Source organism: Alteriqipengyuania halimionae (assembly GCF_009827575.1).
Lineage (GTDB): Bacteria > Pseudomonadota > Alphaproteobacteria > Sphingomonadales > Sphingomonadaceae > Alteriqipengyuania_A > Alteriqipengyuania_A halimionae.
In genome coordinates, this window is the sequence record NZ_WTYR01000001.1 from 390,587 (window position 1) to 408,407 (window position 17,821).

At 62.9% G+C, this 17,821-nt stretch carries 13 protein-coding genes; 8 read left to right on the forward strand and 5 right to left on the reverse strand.

Annotation, left to right across the window (positions count from 1 at the left end; translation table 11 throughout):
* Nucleotides 1-53 precede the first annotated feature (53 nt).
* From GRI68_RS01990 to GRI68_RS02000, 3 genes are all read left to right on the forward strand, one after another.
* The gene (locus tag GRI68_RS01990; protein ID WP_160615458.1) at nt 54-737 is read left to right on the forward strand and encodes an energy transducer TonB family protein; all 684 of its coding nucleotides are present in this window, start codon (nt 54-56) and stop codon (nt 735-737) included.
* Nucleotides 738-900: 163 nt separating this feature from the next.
* Nucleotides 901-3,429, forward strand: coding sequence for a TonB-dependent receptor plug domain-containing protein (locus GRI68_RS01995; RefSeq protein WP_160615459.1), 2,529 nt, complete (start codon nt 901-903; stop codon nt 3,427-3,429).
* Between the two features lie 9 nt (nt 3,430-3,438).
* Nucleotides 3,439-4,518: a cytochrome-c peroxidase gene (locus GRI68_RS02000; protein ID WP_160615460.1), complete on the forward strand. Its 1,080-nt coding sequence runs from the start codon at nt 3,439-3,441 to the stop codon at nt 4,516-4,518.
* Nucleotides 4,519-4,619: 101 nt separating this feature from the next.
* On the opposite strand, the gene GRI68_RS02005 is transcribed toward GRI68_RS02000, so the two are convergent.
* Nucleotides 4,620-5,027 (reverse strand): VOC family protein, encoded by a 408-nt coding sequence (locus GRI68_RS02005; RefSeq protein ID WP_160615461.1) that lies wholly within the window; start codon nt 5,025-5,027, stop codon nt 4,620-4,622.
* On the reverse strand, nt 5,024-5,818 hold the full coding sequence (locus GRI68_RS02010; RefSeq protein ID WP_160615462.1) for an acyl-CoA thioesterase: 795 nt from the start codon (nt 5,816-5,818) through the stop codon (nt 5,024-5,026). Before GRI68_RS02010 ends, GRI68_RS02005 begins: the two co-directional genes overlap by 4 nt.
* A 240-nt stretch (nt 5,819-6,058) precedes the next feature.
* Here GRI68_RS02010 and GRI68_RS02015 point away from each other — a divergent pair, with 240 nt between their 5' ends.
* Nucleotides 6,059-7,237, forward strand: a complete 1,179-nt coding sequence (locus GRI68_RS02015; protein WP_160615463.1) for an amidohydrolase family protein — start codon at nt 6,059-6,061, stop codon at nt 7,235-7,237.
* Between the two features lie 186 nt (nt 7,238-7,423).
* Nucleotides 7,424-8,017 carry a TetR/AcrR family transcriptional regulator gene (locus tag GRI68_RS02020; protein ID WP_160615464.1) on the forward strand — a complete coding sequence of 198 codons (594 nt, stop codon included), beginning with the start codon at nt 7,424-7,426 and terminating at the stop codon, nt 8,015-8,017.
* 9 nt (nt 8,018-8,026) lie between these two features.
* Here the strand turns inward: GRI68_RS02020 and GRI68_RS02025 are convergent, their stop codons facing one another.
* Nucleotides 8,027-8,875 (reverse strand): TetR/AcrR family transcriptional regulator, encoded by an 849-nt coding sequence (locus GRI68_RS02025; protein WP_160615465.1) that lies wholly within the window; start codon nt 8,873-8,875, stop codon nt 8,027-8,029.
* 161 nt (nt 8,876-9,036) lie between these two features.
* Here GRI68_RS02025 and GRI68_RS02030 point away from each other — a divergent pair, with 161 nt between their 5' ends.
* From GRI68_RS02030 to GRI68_RS02040, 3 genes are all read left to right on the forward strand, one after another.
* Nucleotides 9,037-10,455, forward strand: coding sequence for a carboxylesterase/lipase family protein (locus GRI68_RS02030; protein WP_234028685.1), 1,419 nt, complete (start codon nt 9,037-9,039; stop codon nt 10,453-10,455).
* 48 nt (nt 10,456-10,503) lie between these two features.
* The gene (locus GRI68_RS02035; RefSeq protein ID WP_234028686.1) at nt 10,504-13,506 is read left to right on the forward strand and encodes a TonB-dependent receptor domain-containing protein; all 3,003 of its coding nucleotides are present in this window, start codon (nt 10,504-10,506) and stop codon (nt 13,504-13,506) included.
* Between the two features lie 94 nt (nt 13,507-13,600).
* Entirely contained in the window at nt 13,601-15,217 is a 1,617-nt protein-coding gene (locus tag GRI68_RS02040; protein ID WP_234028687.1) for a carboxylesterase/lipase family protein, read from the forward strand.
* A 70-nt stretch (nt 15,218-15,287) separates the two neighbouring features.
* Here GRI68_RS02040 and GRI68_RS02045 read toward each other — a convergent pair whose 3' ends face one another.
* On the reverse strand, nt 15,288-17,324 hold the full coding sequence (locus GRI68_RS02045; RefSeq protein WP_160615466.1) for a 3-hydroxyacyl-CoA dehydrogenase NAD-binding domain-containing protein: 2,037 nt from the start codon (nt 17,322-17,324) through the stop codon (nt 15,288-15,290).
* 115 nt (nt 17,325-17,439) lie between these two features.
* On the reverse strand, nt 17,440-17,622 hold the full coding sequence (locus GRI68_RS02050; protein WP_160615467.1) for a hypothetical protein: 183 nt from the start codon (nt 17,620-17,622) through the stop codon (nt 17,440-17,442).
* Nucleotides 17,623-17,821 lie beyond the last annotated feature (199 nt).

The window sequence follows — 17,821 nt, forward strand, 5'->3', positions numbered from 1 at the left end:
CATTGTCCCCCGTTGAGAGGGGCTCGTCCTTCGCTTTGGCCTTGGCGTTTCCAATGGTGCTCCTGCTTACGTTGCTCAGCGTGCAAGAGTCATCCGGTGCATCGGCGAGCGACCAGGCCAGGATCGTCAGCTTCTCGATTGCGCCCGAAGTCGACCAGAAAGCGAAGCCGCGGCCCGATGAGCAAGCATCGGCAAAAACCGCGATCAAGCCAGTCGTAGCACCACCGGAAATAACGGGCCTCGCTTCGAGCGACGAAACCACACTCGTCGAGCCCGTGAGTGAACTCCACTTGGTCACGGTGGGTAGGCTTGTCCCAGCCGGCGGTGAACTCGCTAACCAGGGTCTCGGTGACTCGGCGAGCACGCTTTCTGCCGAGGCCCGGGAATCGGCAGGCAATGCGACAGGCGCAAATCGATCGGTGGAGTCATCGCCGAGCGAGGCAGGTGATGACGCGGTGCGAGACCAATACGGCAGAGACGTCTATCGCCAGATCAGGCGAAATCAAGCGTATGATCGGGCGCTGAAGCGGCGTTCGGTGCGCGGTACCGTCGTGCTCGCGTTTTCGATCGACCGGCGAGGGCGGTTACGCTCCAGGCGCGTCGCGGTGTCGTCCGGCGAACCGGTGCTTGATCGCATTGCGCTCCGCCAACTTGTGGCCGCGCAGCCGTTTCCCCGCCCGCCGGAGGGACGCACACGGGCGTTCCGAATCCCCCTGACATATCGCCCGCATAATTGATCCACGGGCTGCTGCGGCAGGATCACCTTCGGCGGCACCAGAGGCGCGTGTCGGGGGCAGAAAAAAGAACCTTTGAACCTCAAATAGATATTGCGAGGCAGTTGCAATAAGGTTTTCGAGCGGCTAGCTGCCCGCCGAACGCACGCTCAACAGGGGTCTTGAAATGAAATGTTCCGCCACATCGCTCGGCGCTATTGCTTTGGTGCTGGCTTCGTCGACACCGGCGCTGGCGCAAGCTGCCCAAGATGCGGAAGAGGCAGAAGCGCTGCCCGAAGCCGTGGCGGAAGGCGAGCGGGTCGATGACGCGTATGAAATCGGCACCGGCAACGACAGCGGTGTCTCGACCATCACCCGCAAGGAGATCGAGGCCCGGACGCCCGGTTCGGGCGATGTGAACCAGCTTCTCAAGATCCTGCCGTCGGTCCAGTTCGATCGAAACGAAGGCATTGCCGATCGCGAGGCGATCCAGGATCTGCGGCCTGCGGATATCTCGATTTCGGGCGGTCGTATCTACGACAATCTGGTCACGATCGACGGTGTCGATGCCAATTCCCGCCTCGATATATCGAACGACAACCCGTTCAACTTCAACGAAGTGGCGGGCGCCTCCGCGCAGACCCTGTGGCTCGATTCCGAGCTGATCGGTGCAATCACACTGCGCGATTCGAGCGTATCGGCCGAATATGGCCGCTTCACCGGTGGCGCGCTGGATATCCAGACCCGCGAGGCGCGTCGCACATTCGGTGCCAGCGCCAATGTGAATTACAGCTCGGATGCGCTGGTCAATTACATCGTTTCGGACGGCACGCGTGCCGCATACGAAGCGAGCGGCGATCCACTTCCCGACGCGCCCGAATTTCGCAAATGGCGGTTCGGTGTGAGCCTCGATGCACCGATCGGCGACCGCGGCGGGCTGTTGGTGGCGGCCAATCGCTCGCGCGCCGATGTGCTGTATTTCCGCTCTGCCGGTTACGATTTCGAACCGGGTTTCCGCAGCAGCGTAAGCGACAGTTTCCTGGTGAGTGGGAACTACGATCTCGCCCCCGATTTGGTTCTGTCGGGGCAGGTCAGCTACTCGCCCTATGAAAGCGAGGCGGCGAACCAGAACGGGATCGACAATCTGATCACATCGAAAGGAGGTGGCCTCGCCAGCAATCTGCGCCTGACTGCCACGGGCGATGTCCGCTGGGATATAAAGGCGAGCTTCGCCCACAACGACACCAGCCGCACCGCACCGCCGGCCAACTACTCCATCCCTTCCTTCAGCGCCAACGGCAACGTGTGCAGCAACACGAATTGTACGCAAGGCGGGTTCGGCGATCTCGACCAGACGCAGGATACCTACGGACTGACCGCGAAGATTGGCACCGATGTCGGCCCCGGCGAATTGCGCGGCGGGTTGGATTTGCAGCGCATCGATGTCTTGCGCGAACGGCCGGAAACAGCCTTCGCCTTCTCGCGCGCGCTCGTCGAGGATGCGGACGAGAACCCCGTTCCGCCCTCGGCCATCGTGTGCTCAGAGCCCGATAGCCTAACCTGTGTCACGGGTGAATATGCACTGGGGCAATACAGCGAGTATCGCGCCTACACCGCCGATATCGGCATCGACAGTGTCGGTTTGTGGGCCGAATACGATATGAGCCTAGGTGACGTCGATCTGCGCGCTGGTGTGCGGTATGATTACGAGAGTTTCCTCGGCAATCACAATGTCGCCCCACGGCTGGCAGCCACCTGGAACATCGCTCCCGGCTGGGAAATTACGGGCGGTGCGAACCGGTATTACGGTCGGTCGATGCTGACCTACGCGATCCGCGAGCAATATCCCGACAATTTCATCTACCGCCGCACCGGCACCTATGTCGGAGGCGATTATGTCGTGGACGATTGGAACCTCTACCGTACCAGCGTTTCGACCGGATATTCCGACAGCGATCTCGACACCCCCTATTCGGACGAGCTGACCGCAGCCGTAACCGCTCCGCTTCTCGGCGGAAAATTGAGAGCAAAGGGCATATATCGCGACGGTCGCGATGAATTTGCCAAGTCCCTGCGGCGCGTGGAGGATTACGTCCTCGAAACCGGCGCCACCGCCACGCGGCGTTTCTACGTCATGACCAATGACGGGCGCAGCGAATATCGTGGGGTTTCGCTCGAATGGATGCGCACTTTCGGCAAACACACCATCGCGCTCAACACCAATCTGAGCAAGACCAGCAGCAACACCGAAAATTATCTGGAAACCAGTTTCGACGTCGAGGAAGAGGGCGAGTTCGTTTTCTACGGCGGAGAGGTGGTCGATCTCGTCGCCTTGCTGAATGAGAACCAGCGGCTCGAATATGCTTCGCCGTTCTTCATCAATGCGAGCTGGACGGCGCTGTGGTTCGATGATCGGCTGACGACCAATGTAAACCTGCGTTATCGCGACGGGTTCGAGCAGATCGAGGATACCGGCGTGAATGAGACCGTCGATGGCAGGCGCTACGACGTCTACGACATCGTGCTCTATCCCGAACGGATCAATGTGGACCTCAATGCGCAGATCGACGTCTTGCGCAGTTCGTTCGGAACGCTGACGGCCGATATACGCGCCAGCAATCTGCTCGACACGATCCCGGCCAGGAATTCGGTCCAGATATCGCAGCCCTATCAATATGGCCGTTCGTTCTGGTTCGGTCTGAAATTCCGTTATTGAGCCGGGCCGATGAAAGTTGCGCGGTGCATTCTCGTCATGGCGTCGGCCCTGTTCGTCGTCGCTGCGGCAAGCGGCGAGTCCGGTGAAGTCACGACCGAATGGCTACGGACGGCTTATGCCGGACCGCCGGAGTACTGGCCTGCGCCGATGCTCGAACCGGGTGCGGAATTTGCCGAGTTCGCGCCACTGCCGCGCGTCGAACGGCCCGAAGGCATCGCTGCGGAGCGAGCGGCGCTGGGAGAGCGATTGTTCAAGGACCCGATCCTTTCCGGCTCGGGACAGATCGCATGCGAAAGCTGTCACAACAGGCGGCTTGGTTGGGGCGATGGCCTGCCGGTGTCGTTCGGCCATGATCGGCAGAAGGGGAAACGCAATGCGCCATCGCTCTTCACCGCCGCCTACATGCACGAGATGTTCTGGGACGGGCGCAGCCCATCGCTGGAGGACCAGGCGCACCTGCCGATCGCCGATCCGGTCGAAATGGCGGGAGAAGCAGAGATCGTCGAGCGACGCGTCAATGCCGACCAGAACTACCGCGCGGCATTCGCAAGCGCCTATGGCTCCGACAATGTCACCATGGCAGAAATCACGGCGGCAATCGCCGGATTCGAGCGATCGATCCGCTTGCCTCTCACGCGATGGGACCGGGTCTTTACCCAGGGGACGAAGGTGTTGGACGACCAGCAATTGCTCGGATTGCATGTCTTCCGCACCACGGCAGGCTGCGCCAATTGCCACAGCGGCGCACTGTTGAGCGACCAGCGCTATCACAATCTGGGCCTCAGTTTTTATGGTCGCAAGCTGGAAGACGTTGGCCGCTATGCGGTCACTGGCGACCCGATCGATGTCGGCCGGTTCCGAACGCCTTCGCTGCGCGGGGTCGGGCGGACCGGACCCTATATGCACAATGGCATCATGCCTCACCTGCGCGGCGTCGTGAACCTGTACGCAGGAGGTGGGGGCAAGGACCGAACCGGGCAAAGCCAAACGACCGACGCCCCACCTCCGCAGCCTGATCCGCTGCTGAAGCGACGGGATCTTTCGCGGGAAGAACGCGCGGCGATCGTCGCTTTTCTCGAAACGCTCTAGGACGCTCTCGCAGCACTGGCGAACGATGTTGCGCGTACGTGCCTGAGAGGTTCCCGCTAAGGGGCACGCGCTCGTGAAATCGGACTGGATGTCAGCCGGGGTTATGACGGATCGCGGCTGGCGGAGCCTGCCATCTGCATGATCTCGATCTCGTGCCCTTCGGGCGTGCGAACGAAAGCGATCCGTGCAGGGCCGAAGCTTACGGTTTCGCCCTTCTGCTTCGCGCCAGCAGCGAGGGCCCGTGCCAGGTCTGCCTCGAGGTCGCGCGACACCATGCCGACTGGTCCGTAGCCGTTGCCGGTCTCGATCGCGCGGCCATCCTTCCAGTGAAACAGCACGATCGTCGTCGCCCCCTTCGCGCCCGTCATCACGTGTTCGCGGAAGGTCGGCGTGTCGACCGTATCGGCGTGCTTCAGGCCGAATCCCTGTTCGAAGAAGGTGGTTGCCGCATCGATATCCGCGACGGTCAGTTTGACGAAGGTGAAGAGCGCTGGCTCGGTCGTGCTCACTTGTGCTCCTCCCGGTCATGATTTTTCGGTCGCATCAGGCTCTCCTGCGAGACGGTGGCGATCATGCGGCCGTCGAGATCGTAGAAGTGGCCGCGGTTGAGCCCGCGGGCATGCCCCGCCCACGGGCTTTCGGTCGCGAAGAGGTGCCACTGGTCAAAGTCGGGCGTCTCGTGAAACCACACGGCATGGTCGAGCGAGGCGGCCTGGATCGTGTCGCTGCCGGGCCGGATGCCGTGGGGCAGCAGCGCATTGCGAAGGAACATCATGTCTGACGCGTAGGAGAGCAGCGCTCGCTGGATCAGCAGGTTGGCTTCGGTGGCCTCGCGCATCCGCATCCACACGGCGGTTTTCGGCTCGCGTCCCTGCGAACCGAACAGGCCACTGGGATCGATCGGGACGATCTCGATAGGGCGCTTCTGCAATCGCTCGACGATCGGCAGGCTGGCTGCCTTGGTATCGCTCGCGCGCCAGTGCTCCAGCCGTGTGAGCGCGGCATCGATATCGAGCGAGAAGGGTGGGGAGCTCGTATGCTCGAACCCAGGCTCCTCGAGATGAAACGACACCGTCATGGTGAAGATCAGCCGATCGTCCTGATGCCCGTCGACCCGGCGCACCGCGAAGCTTCGTCCGGCGGAGAGCGGAGTCACGCTGTAGCGGACCGGATGCGCACTCGATCCGGCCTTCAGGAAATGGGCATGCAGCGAATGGGGAAGGCGGTCGCCATTCTCCATCGCCGAAGCGGCAAGCAGCGCCTGTGCGATCGCGTGGCCGCCGAAAAGGCGTGGGCCCATGGACGGACCGGACCGGCCTTCGAACGTCGCGTCGCCGGCTGTCTCGAGCGCGAGTATTTTGACCAGATCGACGATGCTGCCCCTCCCGGATGAGCCGTACCGGATATTCAGCGATCCTATAAATAGCAAGCCACGCCGCTAAAAATAGGCAAACTGTGATTTGAAGAGTGCGTGCCATGTGATCGTTGACATGATAACAACTAGTGTGAGAGTGTCTGTCAGACAAGGCAGGAGAAAACGATGACATATACCAATGGCCGGGTCGTCAATGACGCCGATTCGCACACGATGGAAACGCAGGACTGGCTCGCCCCCTATGTGGAAGACGAGTACAAACAGACCTATTCAGAGGTGTATTCGAAGCGTGAAGGCGGCGAGAAGATCGTGAAGATGATCGATGCCGCCAAGGCGCGCAAAAAGGACCCCGAGGCGCGCGCCAAGGCGCGGGAAAACCCGATCGAAGGTGCCAAGGGCTGGCTCGGCTATGGCGGCTTCGACAAGGAAGAGCGCGTCGAGGCGCTCGACTGGCTCGGATTCTCGCGCCAGCTCGTTTTCCCGACCTTCGGTCTCGCCGCGATCACCCGGGCCGAGGAGGACGACCAGCGCTACGCTGCGGCGACCGCGCTCAACAAGGCGCAGCAGGCTTTCTGCGATGCCGACGCGCGCATGGACTGCGTGGCCTTCACCCCGCTCGACGATCCCGAGCGCGGCCTCGCCGAAGCGAAGCGCGCGGTCGAGGCGGGGGCGAAGGCGGTGATGTTCAGCGCCGGACCTGCCGGAGACAAGAGCCCCGGTCACCCGGACTTCGATCCGTTCTGGCAGTTCCTGCAGGACAGCCGGATCCCCTTCATGCTCCATATCGGGCCGGGCACGAAAACCCAGCCAAGCAAGTTCCGCAATAACGGACGCGAGCGTGCCGCCGATCTCCACGGCGGGGGCGAGAACCTGCGTTTCCCGGACTTCATGTGCCTGTGGTACGCGCCGCAGGAATTCCTCACCGCGATGGTCTATGATGGCGTGTTCCAGCGCTTCCCCGATCTGCGCGGCGGCGTGATCGAAAGCGGGGCGGGCTGGGTGCCCGAGTTCTTGCGGATGCTCGACCACGGCTGGTACTCGTTCAACAGGACCGACCAGTACCTGAAGGACATGGACCTGATGCCTTCCGAGTACATCAAGCGCGCAGTCCGCTTCACGCCATTCCCGAATGAGGACGTGGGCCACATGATCCGCGATTCCGCGCCCGAGCTGTACCTGTTCTCCAGCGACTATCCGCACCCCGAGGGTACGAAGGACCCCTACGGCAAGTTCGAGACTTCGCTCGAAGGGTTCGACGAGGACGTCAAGGACATGTTCTACCGCACGAACTACGACCACATGATGTTCCGCAAAAGCGAGGCGCTGGCCGAAGCGGCCGCATAGCAAGCACGCATCGCGAAGACCGGGGAAGCATCCACGAGGTGCTCCCCTTTTTTTTAGCCCGTGGTACCTTGTGCACGGATCGCTTGGAGGCGGGGCGTTACCTGACAGAAAATCCAATAGAGATGAGTGGTGGGCTGGCGCCCCGGCGACCTTGCGCATTTTCCGGGCCAGCGGCACAGCGGGCCGATGGAAGACAAGTCGACAGAGGGCGATCGCAAGCAGCAATTGCTCGATGCTGCAGAGACGCTGATCCGCGAGCGCCGGACGCTCAATCTGTCACTCGGCGAGCTCGCCGACCGGGTCGGTGTCAGTCGCAGCCTGCTCTATGTTTACTTCGATGGCGTTCCGAAGATCATCGATGCCCTGTTCCTCATGCATCTCGAACGGCTTGGCTCGCGTGTCCTGCCAGCACTCGACGCTAGCGACGCGTCCTATCGGGAACGCGCAGGCGCGGCCTATTCCAGCTATCTCGATTATTTGATCGAGAGCGGTCCGATCCTGCAACTTATCCTGCGCGAGCGACACCAGGACAGCCCGCTAGGGCCCGACAGCCAGCGGCGATTTCGCCTCCTGCTTCGGCAAGTCGCAGCGCTGACGCGACAGGCGCTTCGCCTCGCTCCGCGCGAAGCCTTCGTGCTGCTCGAACTCACCTCGGGGATACCAGAAGCGCTCGCACGGTTGGTGCGGGCTGGAGAGATCGATCGCGCAACCGCGCATGCGACCTGTGACCGCCTCGTCTTGGCAGCGGTCGACGGATTTGCAGTCGGCCCAACCAGTTAGCCTTCCAAACTAGTCTGCGCCCGCGGCGAGGCTTTCGTCGCTGACAACGCCGGCCATGATTATATTCAGGCAGATTTCCTCGACCATGGCGAAAGGCGCGCGTTTGCTTGCGACGATGCCGCCCGCCTTCAGACTTACCGCCGTCAGCGCGGCGGTCGATGCGCGTGCGTTCTGCAAGTCCATCTTGCCATGGCCGACGAGCTCGTCGAGGATCGGTGCCCGCGCCTTGTCGCTTTGTGTGATCCGTTCGGGCTTTAAGGCATCGCGAACCTCGGGCGTGCGGAGCAGCATTTGCAGCATCGGCCCGCGCCTGGCGGCTTCGTGGAGGTAGCCGATGGTGGAAAGCATCACGCGCGTCCTATGGTTGGTGCCACGCGCTATGCGCTTGCGCCGCAGCGATTCCTGTGTTGCGATTTCCCGCCGCGCCATGGCCAGCAGCAATTCGGTTCGTCCGCCGAAGCAATTGTGGACCTGGGTTTCGCTGATCCCGGCTATGCGTGCTACTTCGCGTATGGTGACCGCCGAAAGCCCGTCGCTCAGCGCAATTCGACTCGCCATGTCCATCAGGTGATCCTGCCGCTCTTCTGCCGACATGCGGGTGCGGGTGCCGGGCGACTTGCGGACATGCCGCGCACCTAGGGCGAAGGTTTCGCTCAATCCTATCGGTGCCGGTGGCAGTTCCGGGCGCGGTTCGCGGGTGGATGCGTTGCGGGTCCAGTGCGATCGCGGCGGGCGCGGGATGTCGAGGCGGTCGCAGATCTTCGCCAGCCCGTTGCCGGAAAGGCCGTAGCGCGCGGCAACCGCCCCCATCGGCTCTGACCATATGCTCTCGAACAGTTCGGTGCGCGTCAGTTCCATCGCGCGACGCTATTCCGATCTCTCCGCTCCTGTCCACCGGGTTGCGTCCGCGCAGCTGCGGATAAAGCGGGTTCCAGATCGTACCCTATATTCAAATATGCTTGTTGTTAGATTGTAAATGGTGCGCTATGCCCCTTGCCAGGAAGAATGAGGAGAGGAGAATGGCGCGGTTTGTAGCGGCTCTGGTGGTCCTCACCACCTTGTTTGCGCCGCAAGCTCTCAATGCTCAAATGCCCGACCCGATCGATGCAGTCACCGTCGATCTCGAAGCAGGAACCCTCCTGGGATCGCGCGAAAACGGCGTACTGTTTTTTCGAGGCGTACCTTATGCAGCTCCCCCGACCGGCGAAAATCGATGGCGTCCTCCCCAGCCAGTCGAGCCTTGGCAAGGCGTCCGCGCGGCGACCGCGCATGAGCCGCCTTGCGTGCAGCCGGTCGATACCGACACGACGATCGCGAATTTCGGCGGCGTCAATGGCGCCCAGTCCGAAGACTGCCTCTATCTCACCATCACCGCGCCCGAAGATGCGCGCGATGCGCCCGTTCTGGTCTGGTTCCATGGCGGTGCGTTCTTTCTCGGCGCTGGCAGCCTTGGCTCCTACGACGGCACGGCCAATGCGAAACAGGGCGTCATCACGGTAAGCGTCAACTATCGGCTCGGCGCACTGGCGAACTTCGTTCACCCCGCACTCGAAGCACTGCATCCCGACGAGCCGCAGGGCAATTACGCTTTGCAGGATGCGGTGGCGGTGCTCGAATGGGTCAGGGACAATATCGCGGCGTTCGGAGGCAACTCCGAGCAGATCACCGTTGCGGGCCAGTCGGCCGGTGGAGGGATTGTCGTCAATCTTCTGTCGCTGCCCTCTGCCAAGGGCCTGTTCGACAAGGCGATCGTGCAATCGGGCGCGCTGCTGCTTCCGGATCGACCGAAAGCCGTCGCGCAGCGCATGGCGGCCGAGGCTTTGGAGACCATCGGCATCGGGCCGGATGCCACGGCGCACGATCTGCGCAGCATTTCCGCGCAGACTTTCGCGGCCTCCGAGCCGCTGCGTGCCGGGTTCTTCTTCACGCCGGATGACGGGTTCAAACCGACATCGACGATTGCAGCGCTGCGGGCGGGAGCGGCAAGTGACGTTCCCATATTGGTGGGCGCGAATGCGGGAGAGAAGGGCTTCGCCGCTGCCCGCATGCTGGCAGCTATGGCGGGGACGACGGGCGCGCCGGCCTTCCTCTATCGCTTCGATCATACTCCGGCCTTCCGCGCCCAAAAGTGGACCGACGGGCCGATCCACTCGGCCGAACTGATGTTCACTTTCGATTCGATCGACCGGTCGAGCTGGGGCGGCGAGCGCGCCGACGTGGCTGATCGCGCGCTGGCCGGCCAGGTCAACAGGTGCTGGCTCGCCTTCGTCAAGATGGCGCCCGATGCACGCTCCTTCGAATGCGCCGACGGCTTCGCATGGCAAGCCTATCGCCCGGGCGGCGAGGTCGCGCTGATTGAAATGACTGGCCCGCAGATGGCCCCGGCAGATGCCCTGCGGGACGGCCCGAAGGAGGATGCCACGACGCGAGACGATTAGTCGAACCGAATAAGAAGCCGGAAAAAACGGCGATGTTGGGAGAGAGAGATGATTGGTAAACCGCACTTCATGGCGGGGGCGGCGTGCGCCTTCGCGTGTGCTCCTGCGGCGATGGCGCAGACCGCTCCGGTTGCTGACGAGCAGAACCAACCGGAACTGGCCGACCAGATTGAATCGGACCCAGAGCGGACGATCATCGTCACAGGATCCTACATTCGCGGCCAGCGCGAAGATGGCGCGCAGCCGGTCGACGTATTCGGGCAGGAAGAGCTCGAGGCGCGCGGCATCGACAGCCCGCTGGAGTTTATCAAGAGCCTCCCTTCGGTCGGTCCCGTGCTTGGCGATTCCAACCAGTACGGCGCGGGCGGCAGCCTGGGTGTCGGCTCGATCAACCTGCGCAGCCTCGGGCGAGAGCGCACGCTGGTTCTGTTCAATGGTCGCCGCTTTGCAACCGAGCCGGGCGATGGCGCGGCGGACACCAACCTGATCCCGCTGTTCGCGCTCGACCGGATCGAGGTGCTGAAGGACGGCGCGGCTTCCACCTACGGCTCCGATGCGATCGCCGGTGTCGCGAACTTCGTCACCCGCCGGGACTTCGACGGGATCGAGATCGCGGGGGATTATGAGTTCGTAAACGGGTCGGACGACAATTATCGGGTCAGCGCGCTGGCCGGATTCGATCTTGGCACCGCCAATCTGATGATTGGCGCTGGCTGGCAGCACCGGTCCGAATTGCCCACGACCGCGCGCGAATTCACACAGGTGCCCTACGCGAAAAATCCCACCGGCTATTCCTTCCTGAGCAGTCCGGGCCTCTATGCGCCGGTCGGCCTCATACCCGGGGTCGGTGTCACCACGCTTGGGCTGGGGGTCGATGGAAGCCAGGTCGGTGCGTGCGAGGCTCTGGGCGGTATCGACGGCCAATACCCGCGCGCCGGTGCGACCCCGCTGCCCGTGTGCCGATACAGCTACATCCCGTTCGTGAACCTGGTCGAGAAAGAAGACCGCTACCAGGTCTACGGCCAGTTTACCGCCGATCTTTCCGGCAGCGTCAGCTTCACTGCGGAGGCGCTCTATTCGCATACCGAGCTGAAGGATCTGGGCTATTCTCCCAGCAACCCAATTACCCAGGGGCCGAACGGTCCGGGCAGCGTGAGCGCGTTCACCGTGCCTGCCAGCAACCCCGGCTATGCCGCCTATCTTGAGCAAAGCTTCGCACCGGGCACCCCACCGCGACTGTTCACGCCGATATTGTCATCGATCGTGCTGTTCCGGCCTTTCGCGCTGGGCGGTAATCCCATGAACTCGGGCGGATCCGGCTATGGGCAGGCGGTCAACGATGCCTGGAGGGTCTCGGCAGGGTTCGATTTCGACCTGAGCGATAAACTGACGCTGCAGACCTACGGGACCTATATCCGCAGTTCGCGTCTTGCGTTCTCCAACGACATCGTGAGCGACCGGCTGCAACGTGCGCTGAATGGCTTCGGCGGAGAGAACTGTACGGGCGCGACCCCGGGCGCGAACGGCTGTCTGTATTTTAACCCCTTCATAAACTCCGCGCCCGGCAATCCAGCGCTGGGCTTGGAGAATCCGGCCCACATTCCCGGCAACGAGAACTCGCTCGAGGTGATCGATTACCTTACCGAGCGCAGCGGCACGCGGGCCACCGAAGAGCAATTTATTTTCGATGCCGTATTCAGCGGAGACGCCACGCTGTTCGGAAAGACGCTGGGCTATGCCTTCGGTGGCCAGTTCCGCAGGACCGACTTCGCAACCGATCCGCTCAATCGTTTCAGCGACCCGAGTGCCTATCCGTGCGCGATCGACGGGGACACATCGTGCCTCGACGATCCGAACGACACCAATTTCCCGGTGGGCGCCTTTACCTTCCTTGGCCAATACCCGCGCGCGCGCCTGTCGCAGGACGTGTACGCGGTCTTCGCCGAAGCGCAGATGGAGGTGGTCGACGGTTTCGAACTGACTGGCGCCGTCCGGTACGAGGATTATGGCGGCGAGGTGGGATCGACCATCAATCCCAAACTCTCGGCGCGCTGGCAGGTGACCGATTTCCTTGCTCTGCGCGGGTCAGTGGGCGACACGTTCCGCGGGCCGCTGCCCGCCGATCTCGGGACCGCTGGGGTTCGCGCCGTGGCCGGGATCAACGTGCTGGGCGGAAACTTCAAGGCGACCGACACCGTCGGCAATCCTGCTCTCGCGCCGGAAACCGCGCTGACCTACAATATCGGAGCGATCCTCGACGTCGGCGGGTTCAGCTTCAGCGTCGACTACTGGACTTACGAGTTCGAAGGGCGCTTCACCAATCTCCCGATCCAAGCGATCGCGGCCAATGTCGCGCCTGGCGGACAGGACGGGACGCAGCCCGTCGATTGCTCCAGTCCTTTCGTTGCCTACGTGGTCTTCGCGGGCGGAGTCTGCACGCAAGGCACCACGATTGGCAACGATATCAGCCGCCTGAAGACGCAGACCGTCAACGGCCCCGACGTTACCACGCGTGGACTCGATTTCAGTGCCAACTACCGCACGGAATTGGGAACGGTCAGGGTGAATTTCGGAGCCAATGCGACCTACACGCTGGAATACGAGTTCAGCGATTTCGAGTTCAACGGACTGCTGTTCAGCGAAGGCTACGATGCGGCCGGCTTTTCGAACTACGACCGTGCGCCGGGCACCGTGTCTAAATGGCGGGCGAGCGGCTACCTCAATCTGCAAGTGGATCCGGTAAGTGCGACCTGGTCGAGCACCTATATCGGCGGCGTAACCGACAACCGCTGCGAAGGGCTCGAGTTCTGCGCGGAGACGCCCGAATTCGGGGGGACCAACTTCGGGCGCGAGATAGGCTCATTTTTCTCGCATGATTTCTTCGCGTCGATCGACCTCGCGCTTGGCGGTGTCGAGGCCGAGTTGCAGGCCGGAGTTGAGAACCTGTTCGACACCAATCCGCCGGAAGCGCGCCTCGAATATGGCTACGACCCATTCATCGGCACCGCCAAGGGCCGGACCTTCAAGGTCGGCGTGAAGGTCGGCTTCTAACGGCGAGTGAGTGGACCATTCGCGCGAGGGGGCGGGCCGAGCGACGGCTTTCCGCCCCTTCATGCGCAACGACATATCAACGGGAGAAACCTCAATGCCAAGACATGCCATGATGCTCGCATCGATCACCGCTCTCGCGCTGTGCGCGCCCGCCGCTGCGCAAGATCCCGAACTCCCGGCCGCAACCCCTGTGGTGAAGACCGACACCGGCTCGGTCCAGGGCCTCGAACAGGGCGGGATCGATGCATTCCTCGGCGTGCGCTACGCTGCGCCGCCGCTGGGCGATCTGCGCTTCCAGCCGCCCGAGAAGCCCGCCGCTTGGGAGGGCGTGGCCGATGCGACCGGCTATGGTGCGCCGTGCATGCAGCTCTATTCGGCAAGCGGGCCGACCGAGTCCGAGATGACCCGCCGCATTCAGGCGATCTTCCCGACCTCGACCGAGGCGAAGATGGACAACGAGGACTGCCTGTTCCTCAACGTATGGACCTCGGCGGCGGACGATGGCGGCAAGCGCCCGGTGATGGTCTGGTTCCACGGCGGCGGCTACGCCTACGGGTCGGGCAACTGGCCCGCCTATAATGGCCGCAATCTGGCGGAGAAGGGCGACGTCGTCGTCGTCACGGTCAACCACCGGCTCAATGCTTTCGGCTACCTCAATCTGGCGGAAAAGTTCGGCGAGGAATTTGCCGCATCGGGCAATGTCGGCAACCTCGATCTGGTCCGCTCGCTCGAATGGGTCCGCGACAATATCGCGGCCTTCGGGGGCGATCCCGAGAATGTGACGATCATGGGCGAGTCGGGCGGCGGATCGAAGGTCAGCCACCTAATGGCGATGCCTGCCGCCGACGGCCTGTTCGACAAGGCGGTGATTCAGTCCGGCCCCGGCGTGACCAGCGGCAAGCCTGCCGAGGCGGCGGATTATGCGGACAAGATCCTCGATACGGCGGGTGTCGAAACGCTCCAAGGCCTGCGCAACATGCGCAGCGACGAGATCGTCGAAGCGGTGCGCAAGGCCACTCGTGCGGGAAGCGCAATGGGACGCGGGCCGCAGTTCGGCCCTATCGCCGATGGCACGATCGTCCCGCGCGATCCTTTCCTGCCAGCCGCGCCCGAACAGTCGCGCGAAATCCCGGTGCTGATCGGCTATAACAAGGACGAGATGACGCTGTTCATGGCCGCGCAGCCGTGGTTCGGGCGGCTGACCGAGGATACGCTCACCGCGATGACCGGCGCAATGGGCGAGCAGGCGGTGGCGGCAGTCGCGGCCTATCGCGCGCGCTACCCCGACTATTCGCCGACGCACCTTGCGGCCATCGCGATGGGCGCCCGCTTCGTGCGCGGGACTTATCTGCTCGCTGACCAGCAGGCCAAGACCGCGAGCGCGCCGGTCTATGTCTATCGCCTGACGTGGGAGACGCCGATTGGCGGGGGCATGCTGCGCACGCCGCATACGCTCGATATCCCGCTGATGTTCGACAATGCGGCGGAAAGCGCGGCGCTGGTTGGCACCGGCGAGGATGCGCAGACCATGGCCGACATGATGAGCGACGCGTGGATCGCCTTCGCCAGGACCGGCACCCCGTCGAGCGCGCTGCTGCCTGAATGGAAGGCCTACACGCCCGCCAGCCGCAATGTGATGGAACTGGATGTCGAGCCCCAGCTGGTCGACGATCCCGAAAAGGACATTCGCGAACTGCCCAGCGAACTCTGAGGCGCTGACAATTAAAAGGCCGGCGTCCCGTCTGGGGCGCCGGCCTTTTCGTGTCCGGGTGAGGGAAGTCCTAGTTGAAGCTCTCGCCCGCCTCGGCCTTCTTGCGCAGGTAATCGCTCACCGGCAGGCCGTGCTTCTCCAGCCCGGCCACGACCGTGTGGAGCCCGATCGTGTCGGCCCAGAACATCGGGCCGCCGGTATAGAGCGGCCAGCCATAGCCGTTGATCCACACCACATCGATGTCGCTGGCGCGCTGCGCCATGCCTTCGTCGAGGATCTTCGCGCCTTCGTTGACCATCGGGTAGAGCAAGCGCTCGCGGATCTCGTCCTTCGAGATGTCGCGCTGTTCGTTGCCTTCCTTGGCCGCGAAATCGGCGATGATCTGCTTCACTTCGTCCGACGGGGTGCGTTGGCGCGCTTCGTCGTAGTCGTAGAAGCCCTTGTCTGCCTTCTGGCCGAAGCGGCCCACAGCGCAGAGCGCCTCGCGGATGGTCGTAACCTTGCTCGGGTCGCGATGCCAGCCGATGTCGATCCCGGCGAGGTCGCCCATCTGGAACGGCCCCATCGGGAAGCCGAAGTCGAGTAGGACGTCGTCGACGTCCCAGTATTTCGCGCCTTCGAGGATCAGCTGGTTCGCCTGCGCCTGGCGCTGCGAGAGCATCCGGTTGCCGATGAAGCCGGGGCACACGCCGGAGACTGCCGCGACCTTGCCGATTTTCTTCGACAGCTTCATCGCGGTGGCCAGCACATCGTCGCGCGTTTTTTCTCCGCGTACGACTTCGAGCAGTTTCATGACGTTGGCGGGGCTGAAGAAGTGCAGGCCCAGCACATAGCCGGGGCGCTTCGTCGTCGCCGCAATTTCGTCGATGTTCAGATAGCTGGTGTTAGAGGCGAGGATTGCGCCGTCCTTCACCACCTCATCCAGCTTGCCGAAGACGTCTTTCTTCACGTCCATGCTTTCGTAAACCGCCTCGATCACCAGATCGCAGTCGGCGAGGTCGTCATATTCGAGCGTAGGCGTGAGCAGCCCCATTGCCTGTTCGACCTGCTCGGCAGTCATGCGCCCGCGCTTGGCCGTATTCTCGTAATTCTTGCGCATGACGCCGGTCCCGCGGTCGAGTGCTTCCTGCTTCATCTCGAGGATGGTGACCGGGATGCCGGCGGAGAGGAAGTTCATCGCGATCCCGCCGCCCATCGTGCCGGCACCGATGACGCCGACCTTCTTCATGTCGATCAGCGGGGTGTCGGCTGGAATATCGTCGATCTTGTTCGCGGCGCGCTCGGCGAAGAAATAGTGCCGCATCGCCTTTGACTGGGTGCCGGTCATCAGCTTGCCGAACAGCTCGCGTTCCTTCTTCACGCCTTCGGCATAGGATAGCTCTCCCGCAGCCTTCACCGCTTCGATCGCTGCGTTGGGCGCATCGAAGCCGCGCATCTTGCGGCCGTTCTTGGCGCGGAATTCGTCGAAGATGTCGGGGTTCTTCACGCCGTCCTGATTGGCCGTGCCCTCGCTCGTGCGCGGAACGGGCTGGCCGATCTTCGACTTGGCGAAGGCGATCGCATCGGCGGCAAGGCTGTCCTCGCCAACGATTGCGTCCAGCAGGCCGATCTCTTTCGCCTTCTTCGCCGAAATCGGATTGCCGATCGCGACGAGGGGGAGGGCGGCTTCGGCACCGACCAGACGCGGCAGGCGCTGTGTGCCCGCGGCGCCGGGGATCAGGCCCAGCTTCACTTCGGGCAGGCCCATCTTCGCGCTCGGCACGGCGACCCGGTAATGGCACGCCAGTGCGACTTCGCAGCCACCGCCCAGCGCGGTGCCATGGATCGCCGCGACCACCGGCTTGTCGCTCGCCTCCAGCTTGTCGAGCGCGTCTGGCAGGCTCGGTCCCTTCGGGGCCTTGCCGAATTCGGTGATGTCGGCCCCTGCAAAGAAGGTGCGACCGTCGCAGCGGATCACCACGGCTTCCACGCTATCGTCGGACAGCGCCTGCGCAATGCCATCGGTCAGCCCGGCGCGCACCGCCTGGCCCAGCGCGTTGACGGGCGGATTGTCAGAGATGATCACCAGCACTTTGTCGTGGCGTTCAGTACGGATGGGTGAGGTCATTTGGGCAAGGCTCCTGCGTTGCTTTGGCTGAGCGCCGAATAAATCAGCGTCTTGAGCTGTCGGCGGATGGGATAGGCGGAAGATGGGTAGAGCTGGGTCATGCGGGGGGATCGGATTAGCGCATCCTCAAGCAGCGTGCCGACGTGGTGGCGATGCAAGGGGTAACCATCGCGCGAGGCCAGCAGATAGACATCGTCGCGAGCTGTCCGGCCTCAAAGTCGGTGTTGTCCAAAAAGCGGTCGAACCGCTGCAGCCTCTCCCCGTCGACGCCCCGGTCTTCCGGATTGCCCAGTTCCATTGCGATCTCTCCTCTCTTGGCCGGCATCCGAATGCCGTACCTTATCTTTATCCGCACAGGGGTAACGGATTTTCAGGCGATGTGAAGGCTCATACCCTTTTTTCAGAAAAATTTCTGTGAGGCTTGCCTGATCGCGCTGAGCATGGCTAGATTGCAATCAAGCCGCCATGAGTCGGCGCAAGGGATAAGGAATGTCTGG